General features: G+C 62.3%; 16 protein-coding genes and 1 tRNA gene. 4 read left to right on the forward strand and 13 right to left on the reverse strand.

What is annotated here, in order from left to right; genetic code table 11:
* Positions 1-142 precede the first annotated feature (142 nt).
* From BMZ66_RS03425 to pdxH, 3 genes are all read right to left on the reverse strand, one after another.
* Positions 143-733 carry a Maf family protein gene (locus tag BMZ66_RS03425; RefSeq protein ID WP_092668973.1) on the reverse strand — a complete coding sequence of 197 codons (591 nt, stop codon included), beginning with the start codon at positions 731-733 and terminating at the stop codon, positions 143-145.
* On the reverse strand, positions 730-2,055 hold the full coding sequence (locus BMZ66_RS03430; RefSeq protein ID WP_092668975.1) for a DUF1015 domain-containing protein: 1,326 nt from the start codon (positions 2,053-2,055) through the stop codon (positions 730-732). Before BMZ66_RS03430 ends, BMZ66_RS03425 begins: the two co-directional genes overlap by 4 nt.
* 98 nt (positions 2,056-2,153) lie before the next feature.
* On the reverse strand, positions 2,154-2,804 hold the full coding sequence (pdxH, locus tag BMZ66_RS03435; RefSeq protein WP_092668977.1) for a pyridoxamine 5'-phosphate oxidase: 651 nt from the start codon (positions 2,802-2,804) through the stop codon (positions 2,154-2,156).
* A 294-nt stretch (positions 2,805-3,098) separates the two neighbouring features.
* On the opposite strand from pdxH, the gene BMZ66_RS03440 reads away from it, so the two are divergent.
* The 3 genes from BMZ66_RS03440 to BMZ66_RS03450 all read left to right on the forward strand — a co-directional run bounded on the left by BMZ66_RS03440 (position 3,099) and on the right by BMZ66_RS03450 (position 6,443).
* Positions 3,099-3,656, forward strand: a complete 558-nt coding sequence (locus BMZ66_RS03440; protein WP_092668979.1) for a YqgE/AlgH family protein — start codon at positions 3,099-3,101, stop codon at positions 3,654-3,656.
* A gap of 90 nt (positions 3,657-3,746) precedes the next feature.
* The gene (locus BMZ66_RS03445) at positions 3,747-6,239 is read left to right on the forward strand and encodes a DUF349 domain-containing protein (RefSeq protein ID WP_092668981.1); all 2,493 of its coding nucleotides are present in this window, start codon (positions 3,747-3,749) and stop codon (positions 6,237-6,239) included.
* Between the two features lie 131 nt (positions 6,240-6,370).
* Positions 6,371-6,443 (forward strand) — tRNA-Thr (locus BMZ66_RS03450).
* 205 nt (positions 6,444-6,648) lie between these two features.
* Here the strand turns inward: BMZ66_RS03450 and BMZ66_RS25955 are convergent.
* The 4 genes from BMZ66_RS25955 to BMZ66_RS03470 form a co-directional block, all read right to left on the reverse strand.
* Entirely contained in the window at positions 6,649-7,866 is a 1,218-nt protein-coding gene (locus tag BMZ66_RS25955; protein ID WP_234794958.1) for an ATP-binding protein, read from the reverse strand.
* A complete protein-coding gene (locus BMZ66_RS03460; protein WP_092668983.1) occupies positions 7,867-8,058 on the reverse strand; it encodes a hypothetical protein in 192 nt (63 codons plus the stop codon).
* A gap of 273 nt (positions 8,059-8,331) precedes the next feature.
* Positions 8,332-8,775 (reverse strand): hypothetical protein, encoded by a 444-nt coding sequence (locus BMZ66_RS03465; RefSeq protein WP_143080039.1) that lies wholly within the window; start codon positions 8,773-8,775, stop codon positions 8,332-8,334.
* A 189-nt stretch (positions 8,776-8,964) separates the two neighbouring features.
* Entirely contained in the window at positions 8,965-9,375 is a 411-nt protein-coding gene (locus BMZ66_RS03470) for a hypothetical protein (RefSeq protein WP_092668987.1), read from the reverse strand.
* Between the two features lie 155 nt (positions 9,376-9,530).
* On the opposite strand from BMZ66_RS03470, the gene BMZ66_RS26235 reads away from it, so the two are divergent.
* A complete protein-coding gene (locus BMZ66_RS26235) occupies positions 9,531-9,662 on the forward strand; it encodes a hypothetical protein (RefSeq protein WP_262507566.1) in 132 nt (43 codons plus the stop codon).
* 94 nt (positions 9,663-9,756) lie between these two features.
* On the opposite strand, the gene BMZ66_RS03475 is transcribed toward BMZ66_RS26235, so the two are convergent.
* From BMZ66_RS03475 to BMZ66_RS03505, 6 genes are all read right to left on the reverse strand, one after another.
* Positions 9,757-10,611, reverse strand: coding sequence for a KAP family P-loop NTPase fold protein (locus tag BMZ66_RS03475; protein WP_092668989.1), 855 nt, complete (start codon positions 10,609-10,611; stop codon positions 9,757-9,759).
* 579 nt (positions 10,612-11,190) lie between these two features.
* Positions 11,191-11,652, reverse strand: a complete 462-nt coding sequence (locus tag BMZ66_RS03485; RefSeq protein WP_143080040.1) for a hypothetical protein — start codon at positions 11,650-11,652, stop codon at positions 11,191-11,193.
* A gap of 174 nt (positions 11,653-11,826) precedes the next feature.
* The gene (locus BMZ66_RS03490) at positions 11,827-12,225 is read right to left on the reverse strand and encodes a helix-turn-helix domain-containing protein (protein ID WP_092668995.1); all 399 of its coding nucleotides are present in this window, start codon (positions 12,223-12,225) and stop codon (positions 11,827-11,829) included.
* Between the two features lie 68 nt (positions 12,226-12,293).
* Positions 12,294-12,542 carry a hypothetical protein gene (locus BMZ66_RS03495; RefSeq protein WP_092668997.1) on the reverse strand — a complete coding sequence of 83 codons (249 nt, stop codon included), beginning with the start codon at positions 12,540-12,542 and terminating at the stop codon, positions 12,294-12,296.
* Positions 12,539-12,826: a hypothetical protein gene (locus tag BMZ66_RS03500; RefSeq protein ID WP_092668999.1), complete on the reverse strand. Its 288-nt coding sequence runs from the start codon at positions 12,824-12,826 to the stop codon at positions 12,539-12,541. Before BMZ66_RS03500 ends, BMZ66_RS03495 begins: the two co-directional genes overlap by 4 nt.
* A gap of 531 nt (positions 12,827-13,357) precedes the next feature.
* Positions 13,358-15,229, reverse strand: coding sequence for a pyruvate kinase (locus tag BMZ66_RS03505; protein ID WP_092669001.1), 1,872 nt, complete (start codon positions 15,227-15,229; stop codon positions 13,358-13,360).
* Positions 15,230-15,357: the final 128 nt, after the last annotated feature.

Raw genomic sequence — 15,357 nt, forward strand, 5'->3', positions numbered from 1 at the left:
TAGGGAACGGCCCCTAACCTGGCTAAGCTCTCATAAGAAGTGGGCAAAAAAATGCCCGCCAAATAACCTGAGGCACCCAATAAGCACAGCGAGCCCAGCAGTAAGAGAAAGCGCATAAGTGCAGTGCTAAAACAGCGCTTGGCTACGCGCTGGCCGGTGAACCCGGCAACGCCCCCAGCTTGGCAAGCTCCTCCCACACCCGGTGCGTGGGCAGGCCCATCACGGTGAAGTAGGAGCCTTCGAGCCGCGCAATGCCCACCATGCCCAGCCAATCCTGCGCCCCGTAGGCGCCGGCCTTGTCGAAGGGCTGAGCCGTGGCGATGTAGTGCGCAATTTCCGTGGAACTGAGCGGCCGGAAATGCACCGTGGTCTGGTCCGAGAACACCACCTCGCGGCCGTCGCCGCAGCGCAGGCACACGCCCGTGAACACGTCGTGGGCCCGCCCTTGCAGGCGGGTAAGCATGGCGGTAGCCTCGGCTACGTCGGCGGGTTTGTTCAGCACGTCGTCGTCGAGGCACACTATGGTGTCGGCGGTCAGCACTACTTCGTCGGGCGCCAGGTCGTCGGCGTAGGCCGCGGCTTTGTGGGCGGCGAGGTACTCGGCTACCTCCGCCCGGCGCAGGTGCTCGGGAAAGGTCTCGTCGACTTCCCGCAGCCGTACTTCATAGGGCAGGCCCAGGGCGGTGAGGAGCTGGCGGCGCCGGGGAGAATTGGAGGCTAAAACAATTTTCACGAAAGTGGGGCTTGAAAATGCTCGGCAAAAAGATTGCCGGCTTCCTCGTTGGCGATGCTGCTGAAGAGGAAGCCGCCGATGGTTTTGGGGTAGAAAAAGGTCGATTTGGGCGGCATCACGGCCCCGGAGTGGCACACGGCTTCTACTTCCGCCATGCTCACCTCGTTCACGAAGAAGGCGGCGCGGGCTTCGCCCCGGTCCACGCGCTGCAGGCACTCGGCAAAGTTGCGCACGTAAGCCACCCCCGGCCAGGCCCGCTGCGCATCCGGGCCCACGATGCCCAGCGCTTTTTCTATCACGAAAAAATGCAGCACCGTCAAGTCCAGGGCCTTTACTTCGGCGGTGGTATCCCAGTCGAGGAGGGCGTGGGCCTCCGGCCGCAGGCGGATTTTGTAAGCCTGCCCGCCGATGTACACCCCAAAGGCCCACGGCTTGCCCGCAATTATTTCGGGCAGGTCGTTGGCATCTTCCTTGGGCAGCACCGTAAAGTAGGGTTCGAGCCGAGCCAGCAGCTCGGCGTCGCTGAGGTTGCCGGGCATTTCCAGCAGCAGGCGGTGGGTCGCCAGTATGCGCAGGTCGTCAGCGGCCGAGTTGGTCAGGTACATGAGGTGGTAGTTCCAGGGCTCCTGGCCGGTGGCGGCTGGCGCAGCGGCGCGGCGCGCGTGGCGGTAGGAGAGGGAGCCTTCGTACCGGTGATGGCCGTCGGCCAGAATTATTTGCCGGGCCCCGATGATGGCCTGAAACCGCTGAATAATGGCCGCGTCCTGAATCACGGCCAGTACGTCGCGGGCGCCCTGGTAGTCTTCCTCGGTTTCGAGCAGTGGCGAGCGCATGGCCTCGTCTAGGTACTGCTCCAGTTCGAAGTCCTCGTCGCGGTACAGGCCGTGCGTGGCGCTGGTCTGGAACTGCGTGCGGGCTAACAGCTCGGCCCGGTCGTTCACAGATGCCGGCAGGGTGTTTTCGTGCCGCAGTACTACTTCCTCGTCCCAGTCATAGGCCTTGATGTGGCACATAAAGCCTTTCCGGCAATACTCGCGGGCACTCCCAGGCAACCGGAAATACTGGTAGTACGCATAAATACCAGGCAGCTCGTCTTGCCGCAGTACCCCATCGGCCTGCCATTGCCGCAGCCGCTCCAGCGCCGCTGCGGCCGGGTCGTCGGCCCGCGGTACGGATAGATGAATTGAATTAAGCGGATTGCGGTAGAGGGCCTCGCGCTGCTTGGCAGATACCACGTCAAACAGCGGCGAAACATAAGAATCAATATCGGCGCTCAGCGCAGGGCTGTAGCGCCAGCCGCGCAAGGGTTGAATTTCAGCCACTCAGAAAGCTTTAATAGTTAGTTTATCGGTGGGGCGATGGCAAGCAATTGAATAGAAACAGGGCTGCCTGTTTCCGCTATGCTCAGTATTTGGCCTGCTTACGGGGCCAGGCGGCTGCGGTGCCACGCGCTTCCTTGCAACTCGTACACAATGCGGTCGTGCAGGCGGCTGGGGCGCCCCTGCCAAAACTCCAGCCGGTGCGGTCGCAGAATGAATCCGCCCCAATGCGCTGGGCGCGGAAGCGGGTTCTGAGCGCCGAACTCAGTGGCAATGGCGGCTTCGCGGGCCTCTAGCTCTTCGCGGCTGCCAATAATCTGGCTTTGCGGCGAAGCCCAGGCGCCGAGCTGGCTGCTGCGGGGGCGGCTCTGGAAATATTCAGTCGACATTTCTTCCGGGGCCTTTTCAATCCGGCCCTCCACCCGCACTTGGCGCTCCAGCCCGGGCCAGAAAAAGTTGAGGGCAGCCAGGGGCTGCGCAGCCAGCTCCTGGCCCTTGCGCGAGTCGTAGTTTGTGTAGAACAGGAAACCGGCATCATCCGGCAGCCCTTTCAGCAGCACCACCCGCGAGGAGGGCTGGCCCGTGCCCGACACCGTGCTTAGGGTGAAGGCCGTCGGCTCGTCGAGCTGAGCGGCGAGGGCTTCATCCATCCACTGCCGAAACTGGTGCATAGCATCGGGCAGCACGTCGGCTTCGGCTAGGGTGCGCTGCGCGTAAGTTTTGCGCAGGTCGGCGAGTTGCGGGTCAATCATGAGTAAATTTTCATTATCGGCTCGTGGCGGCAAATTTCCATTTTGCTGATATATTTAAGATGCCGCGGCTGGCGGGGCGCCGCGTCTAAGTAAGGCTAGCCTGCCAACATTTTGGCAGCAGCTTCACTTCAACCACCCGTGGGCTTTCCTGTTTTGAGAGGCCTAACGGCGATTTGGCTGCAAGGTACTAACATCTGAAAGGCAGTTCATCTTCAACCTCTATTCCTCGCCTCTGCCTTCGCAATTGCCGTATACCTGCCATACACCGTAGGCATCCACTGTTAAGAAAACGACATGCGTCCAGGTACTCTGCTTATCTCTCAGCCTTTTCTTGGCGACCCCAACTTCGAGCGCAGCGTTATTCTTCTCTGCCGCGACGAACCCGAAGAAGGGTCTTTTGGCTTGGTTCTCAACCGGCTCACATCGCTCACGCTGGGCGATGTCCTTGAGTTGCCGCCCCAGGCCTGCACTGCCGCCAACGACCTGCCCATTTACGTGGGCGGCCCCGTCGAGCCCGATACCCTGCATTACCTGCACCGCCGGGCCGACCTGCCCGGAGCCACCGATTTGGGGCAGGACGTGTACTGGGGCGGCGATTTTGAGCTTCTGCTGGGCCTGATTGGCAGCGGGGCAGTGTCCGGCGAAGATGTTCGTCTGTTCGCGGGCTATTCGGGGTGGTCGGCGGGCCAATTGGCGGGCGAAATGCAGGGGCAGAGTTGGATACGGCACCCCGCAAGCGCCGGGAAAGTGTTTACTTTGGCATCAGATGCCTTCTGGCGGGAAATTTTGCGGGAGAAAGGTGGGCGTTTCAAGGTGCTGGCCAACTATCCGGTAGACCCCCGACTGAACTGATACGGCCCACGGGTCATTTTTTGTTATATTCCAATTCCTTTTTGCTCTCTCCTCTGGCTCCCTTAGTCGGGCTGGCTTTTACGAAGATTTATGGCTGCTGAAGAAAACCCCACCGCCCCCCTCGCCGGCGGCGCCGACCCGTCTGCTGAGGACCGCATGACTATCCTGCAACGGCGCCTCGCCGAAATTCAAGGCAATGAGGCGCCGGGCGCACCCGCTACTCCTGCCACTCCCGCTCCAATGCCTGCCGAAGGCCAGGCCGAAACGCCGGCCCAGGGCACCCCCGAGCTTCCCGCCACCGAACCCGCCGGTGCTGGCACGGCCGAGCCCAGTGCAGAAGCCACCGTAGCCGCTTCGGAAAGCGCCTTGGCCCCCGCCGAAGGCACGCCCGAAGCCGGTGCTGCCGCCGAAACAGCTCAGCATGTTCCCAACCCCACCGCGGTGGATGGCCACCCCGTGTCGGCCCCGCAAGCCCGTGCGCTGGCGCACTACGGCGACCAGGGAACCGCGCAAGGCGAAGAAGTGCCCACGCCCAACCCGGAGGCCCTGCCAGCCGATGAGAACGTCGCCGCGGCAAATCCTACGCCCATGCCTGACCCGGAAGCGCTGTTTGCCCCGCCGGTAGGTGGCAGCTCAGCTGAAGAACAAGGCTCTTCCGTAGAAGACCAGGGCCCCGAGCTACCCGTCGTAGCTCTGCACAATGCCGAGGAGCTAGACGCGGCTTCCGAGCCAGTGGCCATGCTGTCTACTTCAGAAGAAACACCCCTGAACGCTACCCCAGCCACCGAAAGCGACGTAGTGCTGACGGAAGAAGGCCAGGAAGGTCAGGCCCCCGCTCCCGAATTGGCTGTGCCCGACTTCACTGCCCTCGACCTACCAGCCCAAGCCACCTACCTGGTGAGCTTGTTGCGCGGCCCCGAGGCACGTAGCAACCGCAAGCAGATTCAGGACCTCATTCGTCAGTACGAAGCCAACGTAGGCCTGGCCCGCAGCGCCGCTCGTCAAAAATTTGCCGAAGGCGGTGAAGGTGCTGAAGCGTTTGCGTTCCAGCAGCCCGAGGGCCAGCAGGAGCTGAACAAAGCCATCCAAGAGTTCCGCGAAAGCCGGGCGAAGGATGCCAAGGCCGAAGATGCCAGCCGCGGCGACAACCTCACCAAGAAAAAAGAGCTGCTCGACCAACTCCGCGCCATTGTGGAAGCGGCCGAAACCAAAGACAGTTCGGCCAAGCTGAAAGCCCTGCAGGCCGAATGGAAATCCACCGGAGCCGTGCCCCAGGCCGACAGCCAGGCCATATGGGATACTTACCACGGCCTGCTGGACATCTACTACAGCAAGCAGGGCCGGTTCTTGGAGATGAAGGACCTGGACCGTCGCCGCAACCTGGAGGCCAAGGAGGCCCTCATCAAGCGCGCCGAGGCCCTGGCCCAGGTACCAGGTATCAACAAAGCCCTCGATGAGCTTACCAAGCTGCACGAGGATTGGAAGCACATCGGGCCCGTACCCAACGACCAGCGCGAGCCCTTGTGGCAACGTTTCATCGCGGCTTCCGACGTGCTGCACCAGCGCCGCAAAGAGTTTGTAGACCAGCGCTCGACCCAGGAGAAGGCCAACTTAGTGGTGAAGCAGGCCCTGCTCGAGCGGGTGCTGCCCTTCGCTACCTTCGACTCAGACCGTGTGAACCTGTGGCGCTCCAAAACCGACGAGCTCCAGGAAATCAAAGCCGAATGGGAAGCCGCCGGATTGGTGCCCCGCGCCCAGGCCGATGCCCTCAACAAGCAGTATTGGGCCGCCTACAAGGCTTTCTTCAACCGCAAGAACGAGTTCTTCAAGTCGCTCGACAACGAGAAATCGGCCAACGTAAAAGCCAAAATTGCTCTCATCGAGCAAGCTGAGGAAGCCGCCAACAACCCCGATGGCGATGCCGCACGGCAGGTGGTTATTCGGGTGCAGAAGGAGTGGAAAGACGTGGGCCGCGTGCCCGACAAGCTAGCCGATAAGCTCTGGCACCGTTTCCGAGCCGCTTGCGACGCCGTATTTGAGCGTCCCAAGCAGGAGGCCCGCCAGCGCGAAGAGAAAGTGCAGCAGTCCTCAACCGAGCAGGTGGCGCACCTCGACCGCATCGCTGAGCAGGTCAATGCCCTTACGCCCGAAATCCCCGGTACGCTGGAAGGCTTCCGCGAATTGTTGGCTGGCTGGGTTGCCGAATTTGATGGAACCGACGCCGAGGCCGGCCGAGGCACTTCCGACCGCAGCGAAGAGCAGCTACTGGCCCACTTAGGCAAGTACCTCGACCACGTGCCCGGCCTCGGCTACGCAGACCGTGCCGAGCTGTTGTTCCAGGTAGAAGTGGGCCGTCTCAAAGCGCGTCCGCAGGCCCAGCAGCAGCTCACCCGCAAGGAAATGGCGTTACGCAAGGAAATCAACGAGCTCGAAAACGACCACTCGACTCTGCAAACCAACCTTGCTTTCTTTGCCCGCTCCAAAAATGCGGCCCAGCTGCGTCAGGAGTACGAAGGCCGCATCGCCGAAGGTCAGAAGCGCATTGAAACGCTGAGAAAACAGTTGAAAATGATTCGCAGCTAGTCGCTGTCATTTTCAGGGGATTATCCCCAGTATCAAGGCCCGGCATTACTTATGTCGGGCCTTTTTATGATAAAAAAAGCCCATGAAGCTGGCAAAAACGGTTCGGCTGCGTACTTTTGTGCCACCTCAACGCCTCCTTAGCTCAGCTGGTAGAGCAACTGACTTGTAATCAGTAGGTCGCTGGTTCGATCCCGGCAGGAGGCTCAAGACGCGAAAAAAAGGGCCTCTACAGCGCGTAGAGGCCCTTTTTTTATTCTGACTGCCACATCAACTGTCATTTCCGGTAGAATCGACCGTCACACTGCGACCATTATTTTTCGCATCTCATTTTCATGGCCGAAAAACTCGCTGACAACTTCGTCACCGGCGATATGCAGCGAATGTCCGTTTCGAAAGGAAGCGCCAAGAGCTATACTTGAAGCGGAACTATTGCGGAGGGCAGGGAGATAGTGAAAGCGGTGCCCTGGCCTTCCTGGCTCTCAACGGTGAGGCTGCCGCCATTGCCCTGGGCAATGATGTCGTGGCTCAACGAGAGGCCCAGGCCCGTGCCCTCGCCCGTGGGCTTGGTGGTGAAAAAGGGCTGGAATATTTTGCTCTGCACCGCTGCACTCATGCCCGTGCCGTTGTCGGTGACTAGAATCTGCACCTGCTGGTTGAGCACGAGCGTGCGCAGGCCCACCTGGGGCTGGTAGCTTGGCTCTCCTTGCTGCTGGCGCTGGCGCACGGCGTATAAGGCGTTGGTGAACAGGTTCAGCAGCACCCGACCCACATCTGCCCCGACCATCGTTACGGGTGGCATGTCCAAGGAGAAGTCGGTGGTAAGCGCGGCGTTGAAGCTCTTGTCTTTAGCCCGCAGGCCCTGATTGGCCAGGCGCAGATACTCCTCGCACAAGCGGTTCAGGTCGGTCGGCTCTCGCTCCCCGGCGCTGCTGCCCGCGGCGTAGCTGCGGGTGGTGTCAGCGGGGACGCCGACCAACGACAAATTGGCGTAGCGCAGGGCGGCGGGGTAGTCGCGCAGCTGGCGGTACGCCGCGGCCATGGCCCGGTAGGTGTAAGAGTTGTTCTTGAAGCCGTCGCGCGCGGGCAGCGGTTCCCATACGGCCAGCGCCTGCCGCAGGTAGTGCAGCGCCTTGGCCGGGTTGCCCCATTCCGAGTAGTAGTAGCCCGCCACCATGAGGTGGTTTACCTGGTAATACCGGTCGTACGTGCTGGCCAGGTCGGCCGCGCGCAGAAAGTGGCTGATGCCCTGGTTGTAGTCGCCCCGCCGCACGAATGGTCCGTCCAACACAAAGTGACAATACGACAAGTTCTCCCGCGCCCCACGGGCCTTGTATTGGGCCGCCTTGGCTTGGAAGTAGGCCCGCCGCGCCTCCGGCTGCTTGAGGACCTTAAACGCCCCGGCAACCGTGGCCAACAAGGTCGGGACGGGGCGGCCTAAGCGGTCAAAAGCCGCCACGGCCGCCCGCAGGCTGTCGAGCCCCCCGGCGGACTCCGGGCTGGGGCGGGCAGTGAAATAGGTGACGAACTGATAGCCCGCATAACTGAGCCGATAGGCGCGGTCCTCAGGCCGGCGCAGGCGGCGCGTGAGCTGCACAACTTCCTTGAATTGCTGCTCATAATCGGTCACCTACCCGGCACCCCCCACATCATGCAGGTGCAACAGCGTGCGCAGGCGGGCCGTGTCGGCGCGCTGGGTGTCGAGCACCCGGCGCAGCGAGCCGGGGTCGGCTTCCCCGTAGCGGTGGGCGGGCGTGGTCTGGGCCGGCACAGCGTGCGCGGCCGCCAGCCACAGCAAGGCCAGCAAAAGAAGGGTGCGCATGGAAACGGGGGCACGTCGCAAGCGCTACACGTGGTTGGAATTAATTGGAGAGAAATGTGAGCTTTGGACAGGCAAGCTACGGCCAAAATAGTCTCCCTCGTTCGGCTCTTGGTTGAGCACGTATTTGTCACCCTTGCGCGACGAACAGTGGCTGGGGCACAGTTGCATGGGGTCTGGGAAAGTGATGGGACATTCTTAAGGCATGGTCAGAAAAGTCGAGGTTATCGTCCAACTTATTTGCCCGATGAAGGAGAAGCGCCCCAACTACAGGGGCTATTCCTCGATGACTTCCTCAGAAATGCTTGGCTTGTTGCGTTGTTCGTACAGGTATATGAATTGCCGCAGCCGGTCCTCGGGCGTAGGTGGCGTAGAGTCATGTGGGTCGCCGGGATAGTGGTCTACTGGTTCCGGTCCATGGAGCTGCCGGGCCATCTCGTAAAGCTTCGGGCCCAGCGAGGTTGCCAACATCTCCACGGTTGACTCCTCAAGCCCCGCACGGTACCGAGGCCCGCCATTCACCGAAGCATTGGGGGAACACAGTTCAAGCAGGACGTGGACCTCGTGGGGGTTTGCTTCGAGAAAGGGGAATACGTAGTCGGCCAACGGGCGCTCCGTGCGCGAGAGGCGCCAGTACCGGTGCATGAGCTTGCAGGCGCCTTCCGGATGGGTGATGTAGAGCGGCTGGTTGCCGGCTTCGCGCAGGGCTCGTTGCAACAAAGCATGGGGCAAGAGGTGCCCGGATTCCTCCCATTCCAGCAGCGAGAACAGGGCGTCCGCTTCGTCGGTATCTCCATTTTGCGAGCGCTTCAGGACGGGTTCGCGGTGCGCGAGTCCTCTTTTCGTGAGCTCTGCAGCCAATGCAAAAGTCCCGCCCTCGCTCACTTGGAGGAGAAGCATCGAGAATCTTTACGACTTGGCCAAGCAACCCAACAGCTGCAGCATAAGCAAACTCGCCTGAGTGACCTCGCTATTGGGCTGAATGAACACCCCGCCGGAAGCCTCCAAGCTCAGGTCCGGGCTGATGGTACTCACCACCTGCCACAACGAGGCGGCCTGTTCAGAATCGAGCCCTGCACTCCGAAGGCTGATTTTTTGCAAAAAAGTATTCATGCCCAGTTGCCCAATCAGACCCTTCGTGACCCGGAGCTGCTCGGCATACGGCATGGAGGTGTAGGCAGCGAAGTCTTGGTCGGAGACGTCTCCAGCTAGGACGGTGTACGCGAAGTAACGGCCGAAATGCGTGGACGCGGCGATGTGCTGGTGGCTCGTGAGCTCCTTCGTCGTCAACCGGTGAGGGCCGCTGCCGGGGTCAAACATACTCGTGTGGCCGGTGAATTTCCGGACTCGTGGAAACAAGGCGCACAACAGGGCTAGGGCCCCGCTCCGCTCGTCTTTGGAATCATAGCGGTCGAGGGCTATGTCAATGACCGTTTTTTTCCCTTGTCCCGGTCATTGCCTTGAAACGTGAACACTTGTCCCGAATCATCGCGGGTGCTGCCCGTCAACAGGGCCTCGTGGCGGGCTACGAACTGGTGGAGGTCGGGGTAGAAGACGTTCATCACTTCGACCAGGAGGAAATCCACCGTGTTGACTTCGCCCTTTAGCAGGGGGGAGGCTGAAGGCGTTGGCGTAGCGCACCGCCAACCGGGGGGTCGGAAGACGGGGAAGCACGGCGTTTCGGAGCGCGCTGCTGATGCGTTAGCCTTCTGTGTCGGTGATTTTGCTGCCCACTTCAAGCAAGGCCTCGTCCACTCGTTTATAGCAGAAGTCCAGCAAGGCATCGGCTCGGGCTGGGGGCAGGCGCAGGGGCACCTGAATAATCTTCTCCAAGAAATTCTGACCTGCCAGCAACGTCCGGCTGCCTGCCTCGCCCTCGGTGTCAGAAGCGAAAACTTCTCCGATTGCCCGCGCCACCATTGCGTCGTCAAAGGCCAGCAAGTAGGCGGTCTGCTTGAAGTCGGCCGTGAGCTTCACCAAGCGGAAAACGGCTTGAATCTGCGTTTTCTCTAGGCGGTCAATGTCATCAATGATGACCACGACCCGCTTGCCCGACTCGACAATGAGTTGTTCGATGCGGGCACGCTGCTCATCAACCTCGGGCTGAGCCATTTTCAACAGGCCTTCTAGGCTCTTGCTGACGTCGGCGGATACCGGTCCCAGCGAGAGGGAGGGTATCAAGGGTACGACGTATGAACCGAATCCCTTAAGTGCCCGCTGCTTGTCATTAAGCAAGTTTTGGCCGATGATTGTGGCCAGTTCGCCAAAGAAGTTGACAAGGAGTTGGGTTTCGTCAGAGAAGCGCCACGGGTTGAAATTGAGGACAGCAACCGTGTCCGGGGCCTCGGCGAGGGACTGGCGAATGAAGTTGAGCACGGTGCTTTTGCCTTCACCCCATTTGCCGTACAGCCCAACGACGATGCTATCAGAGCTCTGGCGGGAAATCAGGGTTTCCGCAATGCGCTTGGCAAAGGGGGCTCGCTGGAAGTGGTCGTGATTGGGGTCGGTGAGTGGCCGGTCAGTAGCGCGGGCCGCACGTTCGAGGGGTTGAGGCATCTGGAATGGGGGAGCTAAGCGGGGCGTTAACGGCTCCCGGGAGGGTGTAGAGGAGGACGAAAGATGTGAGAAACCAACTCTTTCGAATCGGATTCTCACACATTGCTTGTTTAGGCGCTAAGCTTGGCTAGGTTCGGTTTCGTTGCTGTATCGAGCTACTAGGAGCCGTATCGCGCCGATATAGCGCTCGACTCTTTCTGACTCGTAGAAGGTTTCAAGGTATTCGGTGAAACCGCTCAACCATTCCTAGTTCACGGCAGCCAATCGGACCTCGACCATCCTCATGATATCCAAGTGGTCGGTTACATCATTAACAAGCCGACTTTCAAGCCCTGCCGGTACTTCCGCTGTGCTCGTGAGCTTGCCAGGATAGGTAGTCAGCATCCGCGCTAGGCCAGGCTCGGCGGTGACACCAGCGGGGGAATTCAGAGTATTCGTGGGGTGAAGGTATTGGTAGAACAGCGGGAGTGATGCCTTCACACCCAGGGGGCGGCTGCCGACAGAGGATGGCACAGAGTCGCCAAGCTGAGTAAGGGGATTCTGCCTGGTGTTTGCGTTGCCCCGGCGGCGGTGCGCTGCCTACCCTTTCCGGCGAACGCGGGGGACTCTTGCGCCGCTGGGAGTCAGGATGATGGTGTAGCTGATATGGCTTTCGCAGGTGGCCATTTCGTAGGTGAGGACCTGGGTGTAGGCGTTGGTGATGGCGGCGGCCTGGCAGATTTTTCGGTCCGCAAAGCGCTCAGCCAAGGCGCGCTGCACTGGCAGCGGCAGCGCGTCGGAGGCCACGTCGTAGCCCGTGGCCTGCACGGCCCCGTTCCGGTCGAACCGCACCAGGAGGTGGGCCTGGTTTTGCGTGTAGCTGGCCTGGTACCAGCCCTGGGTGCGCTTCCATTTCACGTTCCGGGCCAGCGGATACCGCTGTTGCAGGGCCATGAAGGGCAGCGGCGGCACGTGGGCCGACGGCATGACCTGGGCCTGTGCCGCCAGCCCCGGCCCGAGGGCTGCAGCCAGCACCAGGAGGGATTTCGGGAAAGAGCGCATGGGGGCGGCGGGAAAGGAAAGCGGGGAGGAGGGCCGCAAGGTGGCTTCGGGGACGGGCTGAGCCAAAAGTACCGGCCTCGCTACCCCCTGGAAATGCAAAAGCTCATCCTTTGGGGATGAGCTTTGTCAACTTCGGCCGGCGTCGCGCAGGCCCCAAATAAGTCATAAACCGCCCTACCAATGAGCCCGGCGCAGCTTCTCGGGTTCCAGCACGCGGATGGTGTTGGGGGGCAACTCAATCAGGCCTTCGTGCTTAAACTCGTTCAGGGTGCGGCTCAGGGACTCCGGGGCGGTGCCCAACATGGTGGCCAGTTCCGCGTTCAGCTGCTGGATTTGCTGCCGGCCCTGCACCTGCTCGGTTACTTCAGTGGCCACTACCGTGATGCCCGTGACCCGGCCGTCGGGTTCGCGCAGGGGGGCGGACACAAAATTCCAGTACACGGTGTCGCGCTGGCCGGCACGGTCAATAAACGAAGGCAGCTCGTGGGCCACGTTCGCTATCCCGGTGGTGAGTACCCCGTTCAGCAGCTCTTCAAAGCCCTGGCCAGCCGCCTCGGGCAGCAATTCAAACAAGGGCGTGCCCTAGGCCTGGGCCGGGGTGCGGCCCCACATGGCGCACACGGCCGGGTTTGCCCACTCCACTACGAAGCGGGGGCGCGGAACACGGCCACGGCCGCCGGAGCCTGCTCGAAAATGCGTTGCAGTTCCCCACGCCGACTCTCGGCTTCGGCGCGGGCGGCCCTCTCGCACGCCTGGCTTTTGCGCAAGGCCACTTCAACGGAGGTGCGGGGCTGGTCGGCCGTGTCGGTGAAGCTCACCAGCAGCCCGGTGCCCACGCGCCGGCCCGCCACCCGGAAGTAATTATCGTAGCCGTCGGACTGGTAGTTCACCTCGTACTAGCCCGGCTGCCCGGACAGAAACGTGTCGCGCAGAAAAGCAAAAGCCCCGTTGTCGAGCGAATCCGGAAACTGCTGTCGGTAGGTGTGCGCCAGGCCGGCAATCCGAGCATCCGCTGCGCCGAAGGGTTGAGAAAGGCGAAATCAAAATCCACCACCTCGCCGGCCGGGCTTAGTGCCGGGGTGTAAAGCACGACGCCGGTCAGCGATATATCCGTAAGGGCTTCCAGCAGCTCCTGCGGCGGAACGGTAGCGGGCGCAGGCAAGGGGTAAGGCATGAGTTGGAAGTTGGCTCAGAGCCAGCTTAAGGAGGGATGCCATTAAGCCGCGTGGCTTCGGACCGGGAGCCTGCTTGCTCTATGGGCCAGATACCATTCCGCTGGGGCGCGCTCAACTCGACGGCCGGCCTTCCAGCTTGGACTGCTGCTTGTCCTTTCCAACGGTGCACCACTTCAACGAAGATTTATCGCCCCTTTACGTGTTTCAACCTTACCCCAGTAGCTAAGCTTTATTATACTTCCAGTTCATCCGGACAGTGTTTGGCATGGCAATTCTCAGGGGCATTTCACTGGGCAGGCTTCGGGGTTGGGGCGCTGACTAAAGTTCTCCGCATCCATCTACGCGACCATGTTTCGGACGCTTTTGGCCGCTTCCGGCCTGCCTTGCGGCGCTCTAGCCACGTGGGTAATTTTAGCGGCCGTAAAAAGGGCGGAGCTGGAACTCTTGCCGGTGGCCACGCAGGCCCCAGCCATCCCGGTGACCAGCCCCGTTCGTCTCAGCAGAAGCCGTCAACCGGTGCCAGGTCCACCTTATAGCTGCTCCCCGCCGTTTTTCGACCACCGCCGGGCCACGTGCAGGTGCCGGAGCATGGCGCTTTTCTTGTGCTGATGCGCCTGCATGCGCTGCATGATATCGCCCAGAATGCGCACGGCATCGACCATGCGGGGGCCCTTGTTGAGCATCACGCACTCGGCCCGGTCACCCATGGCGGCATCCGTGATTTCGGCGCGCGACGGCCGCCCGCCCTGGGCCAGGCTCTCCAGCACCTGCGTGGCCCAGATGACGGGCACGTGGGCGGCTTCACAGAGCCAGAGCATCTCCTCTTGCACCTCGGCCATACGCTCGAAGCCGCATTCCACGGCCAGGTCGCCGCGGGCAATCATCACCCCGCAGCTGCCTGCCTCCATGGCGGCGAGCAGCAGGGCCGGCAGGTCGTCGAAGCCCCGCTTGGTTTCAATTTTGAGGACGATGGGCAAGTCGCGGTCCGTGAGCCGGGCCAGGTGCTGGTGGAGCAGCGCCACATCGGCGGGGGAATTGACGAAGGACAGCGCCACCAAATCGGCGTGCTGCGCAATGAAAGCCAAGTCCTGCAAGTCTTTGGCCGTGAGGGCCGGCAGGTCCAGCCGGGTGTCGGGCAGGTTGATGCCTTTGTCGTTGCGCAGCTTTTCGCCTTCGGCGTGGGCCTGGGTGATGCGCACGTGCAGGGTGCCGGCTTCCACGGCCTCCACCACGCCCCCGATTTTGCCGTCATCAAACCAGATTTGCTCGCCCGCCTTCACGCAAGCCAGTGCCTCGGGCAGCGTGCAGCCGATAATGGCGGAGCCATCGGCTGCTTCTAAGTCGGCCAGGGGCCGGGCCGTAACGCGTAGCGCATCGCCGGGGCGCAGCAGCAGAAACGACGGCTTCTCGGGGAGCTGCGCGACGGTGGCATCCGTTTTCGGCCCCCGAAAGGTGGTCTTCGGGGTGAGGTAAGCCGTTTGGCGCAGCTCGGCCCAGCAGCCGGCCGGGCTCACGCTCCGCACCGTCAGCTGCCGCTGGGCACCGCGCGCATCTACGAACGGCACGCGCGTGTCCGCCGTCAGTTCCCCGAGCCAGGTGGCCGGGAAGCTTAGGCTGGCCGCGGCGGCTGCCGGGGCGGGCTGCGGCTGCTCCTGCGAAGTCAGCCAGAGGCGGGCCGGGGCCAGCACCTGGCCGCTGGGGTCGCGCGTCGGCTTCACGCGCAGCACCGCTTGGCCGGGCGGCAGGCCCTGCGTGCGCAGTTTGGGCCCGGCCAGGTCCATGCTCACGCGGCAGGTTTTGCCCAGCTCCTGCTCGGCCTGGCGCAGGTGGGCCATCATTTGGGTCCAGGCCGCCTCGTCGTCGTGGGCGCAGTTGATGCGCATGCAGTCCATGCCTTGTTGCAGCAGGTCGCGAACCAACTCGTAGCTGGTGGCGGCTTCGCTGGGCATGGTCACCATGATGCGCACGTCGCGGGTGGGCGGGGCCGCGCCCAGGCAGGCGTCGCTGTGCTCCGCCAGCAGGCGGGGGCCGTCGGCAAAGTCCGGGGCCAGCTCGTCCGCGAGGGCAGGGGCCGCTTCGTCGGGGTTGGCCAAGGCCTGCACCGCCGCGAGCACGGCGTCCACGGTGGCCAGGGCGTGGGCTTCGGCCCGGCCCAGGGAGGACAGCCCCAGCACGGCCAGCCGGCTTTGCAGGCCGCGTCGGTCGTGCTGGCGCAGGGCCAGGTAGTGCAGCAGGTTGCGGGCACTCCGCTCGAAGTTGGGGTGCACGGCTTGCAGCTGGTCAGCCGACTGCCCGGCCAGGTCCACCATGTTGGCGCGCAGGGCAGTTAGCTCGGTCAGAAGCCCCGCCAGCTCGGGGGCATGTTGGGTAGCGTACGGGGTGGTAAGAACGAGTTCGGGCATGACAAGTGATGGTTGCGGCTACCAGCAGTAGGTTGGCCAGGCGAGGGGGGTGGCAGTGATAGCGGCGGCTACTGCCAGGCAAATGAGCCGACATGCAGCGTGCCCGCCACTGGGCAGCAGGACCACGC

Source organism: Hymenobacter arizonensis (assembly GCF_900115775.1).
GTDB classification, from domain to species: domain Bacteria; phylum Bacteroidota; class Bacteroidia; order Cytophagales; family Hymenobacteraceae; genus Hymenobacter; species Hymenobacter arizonensis.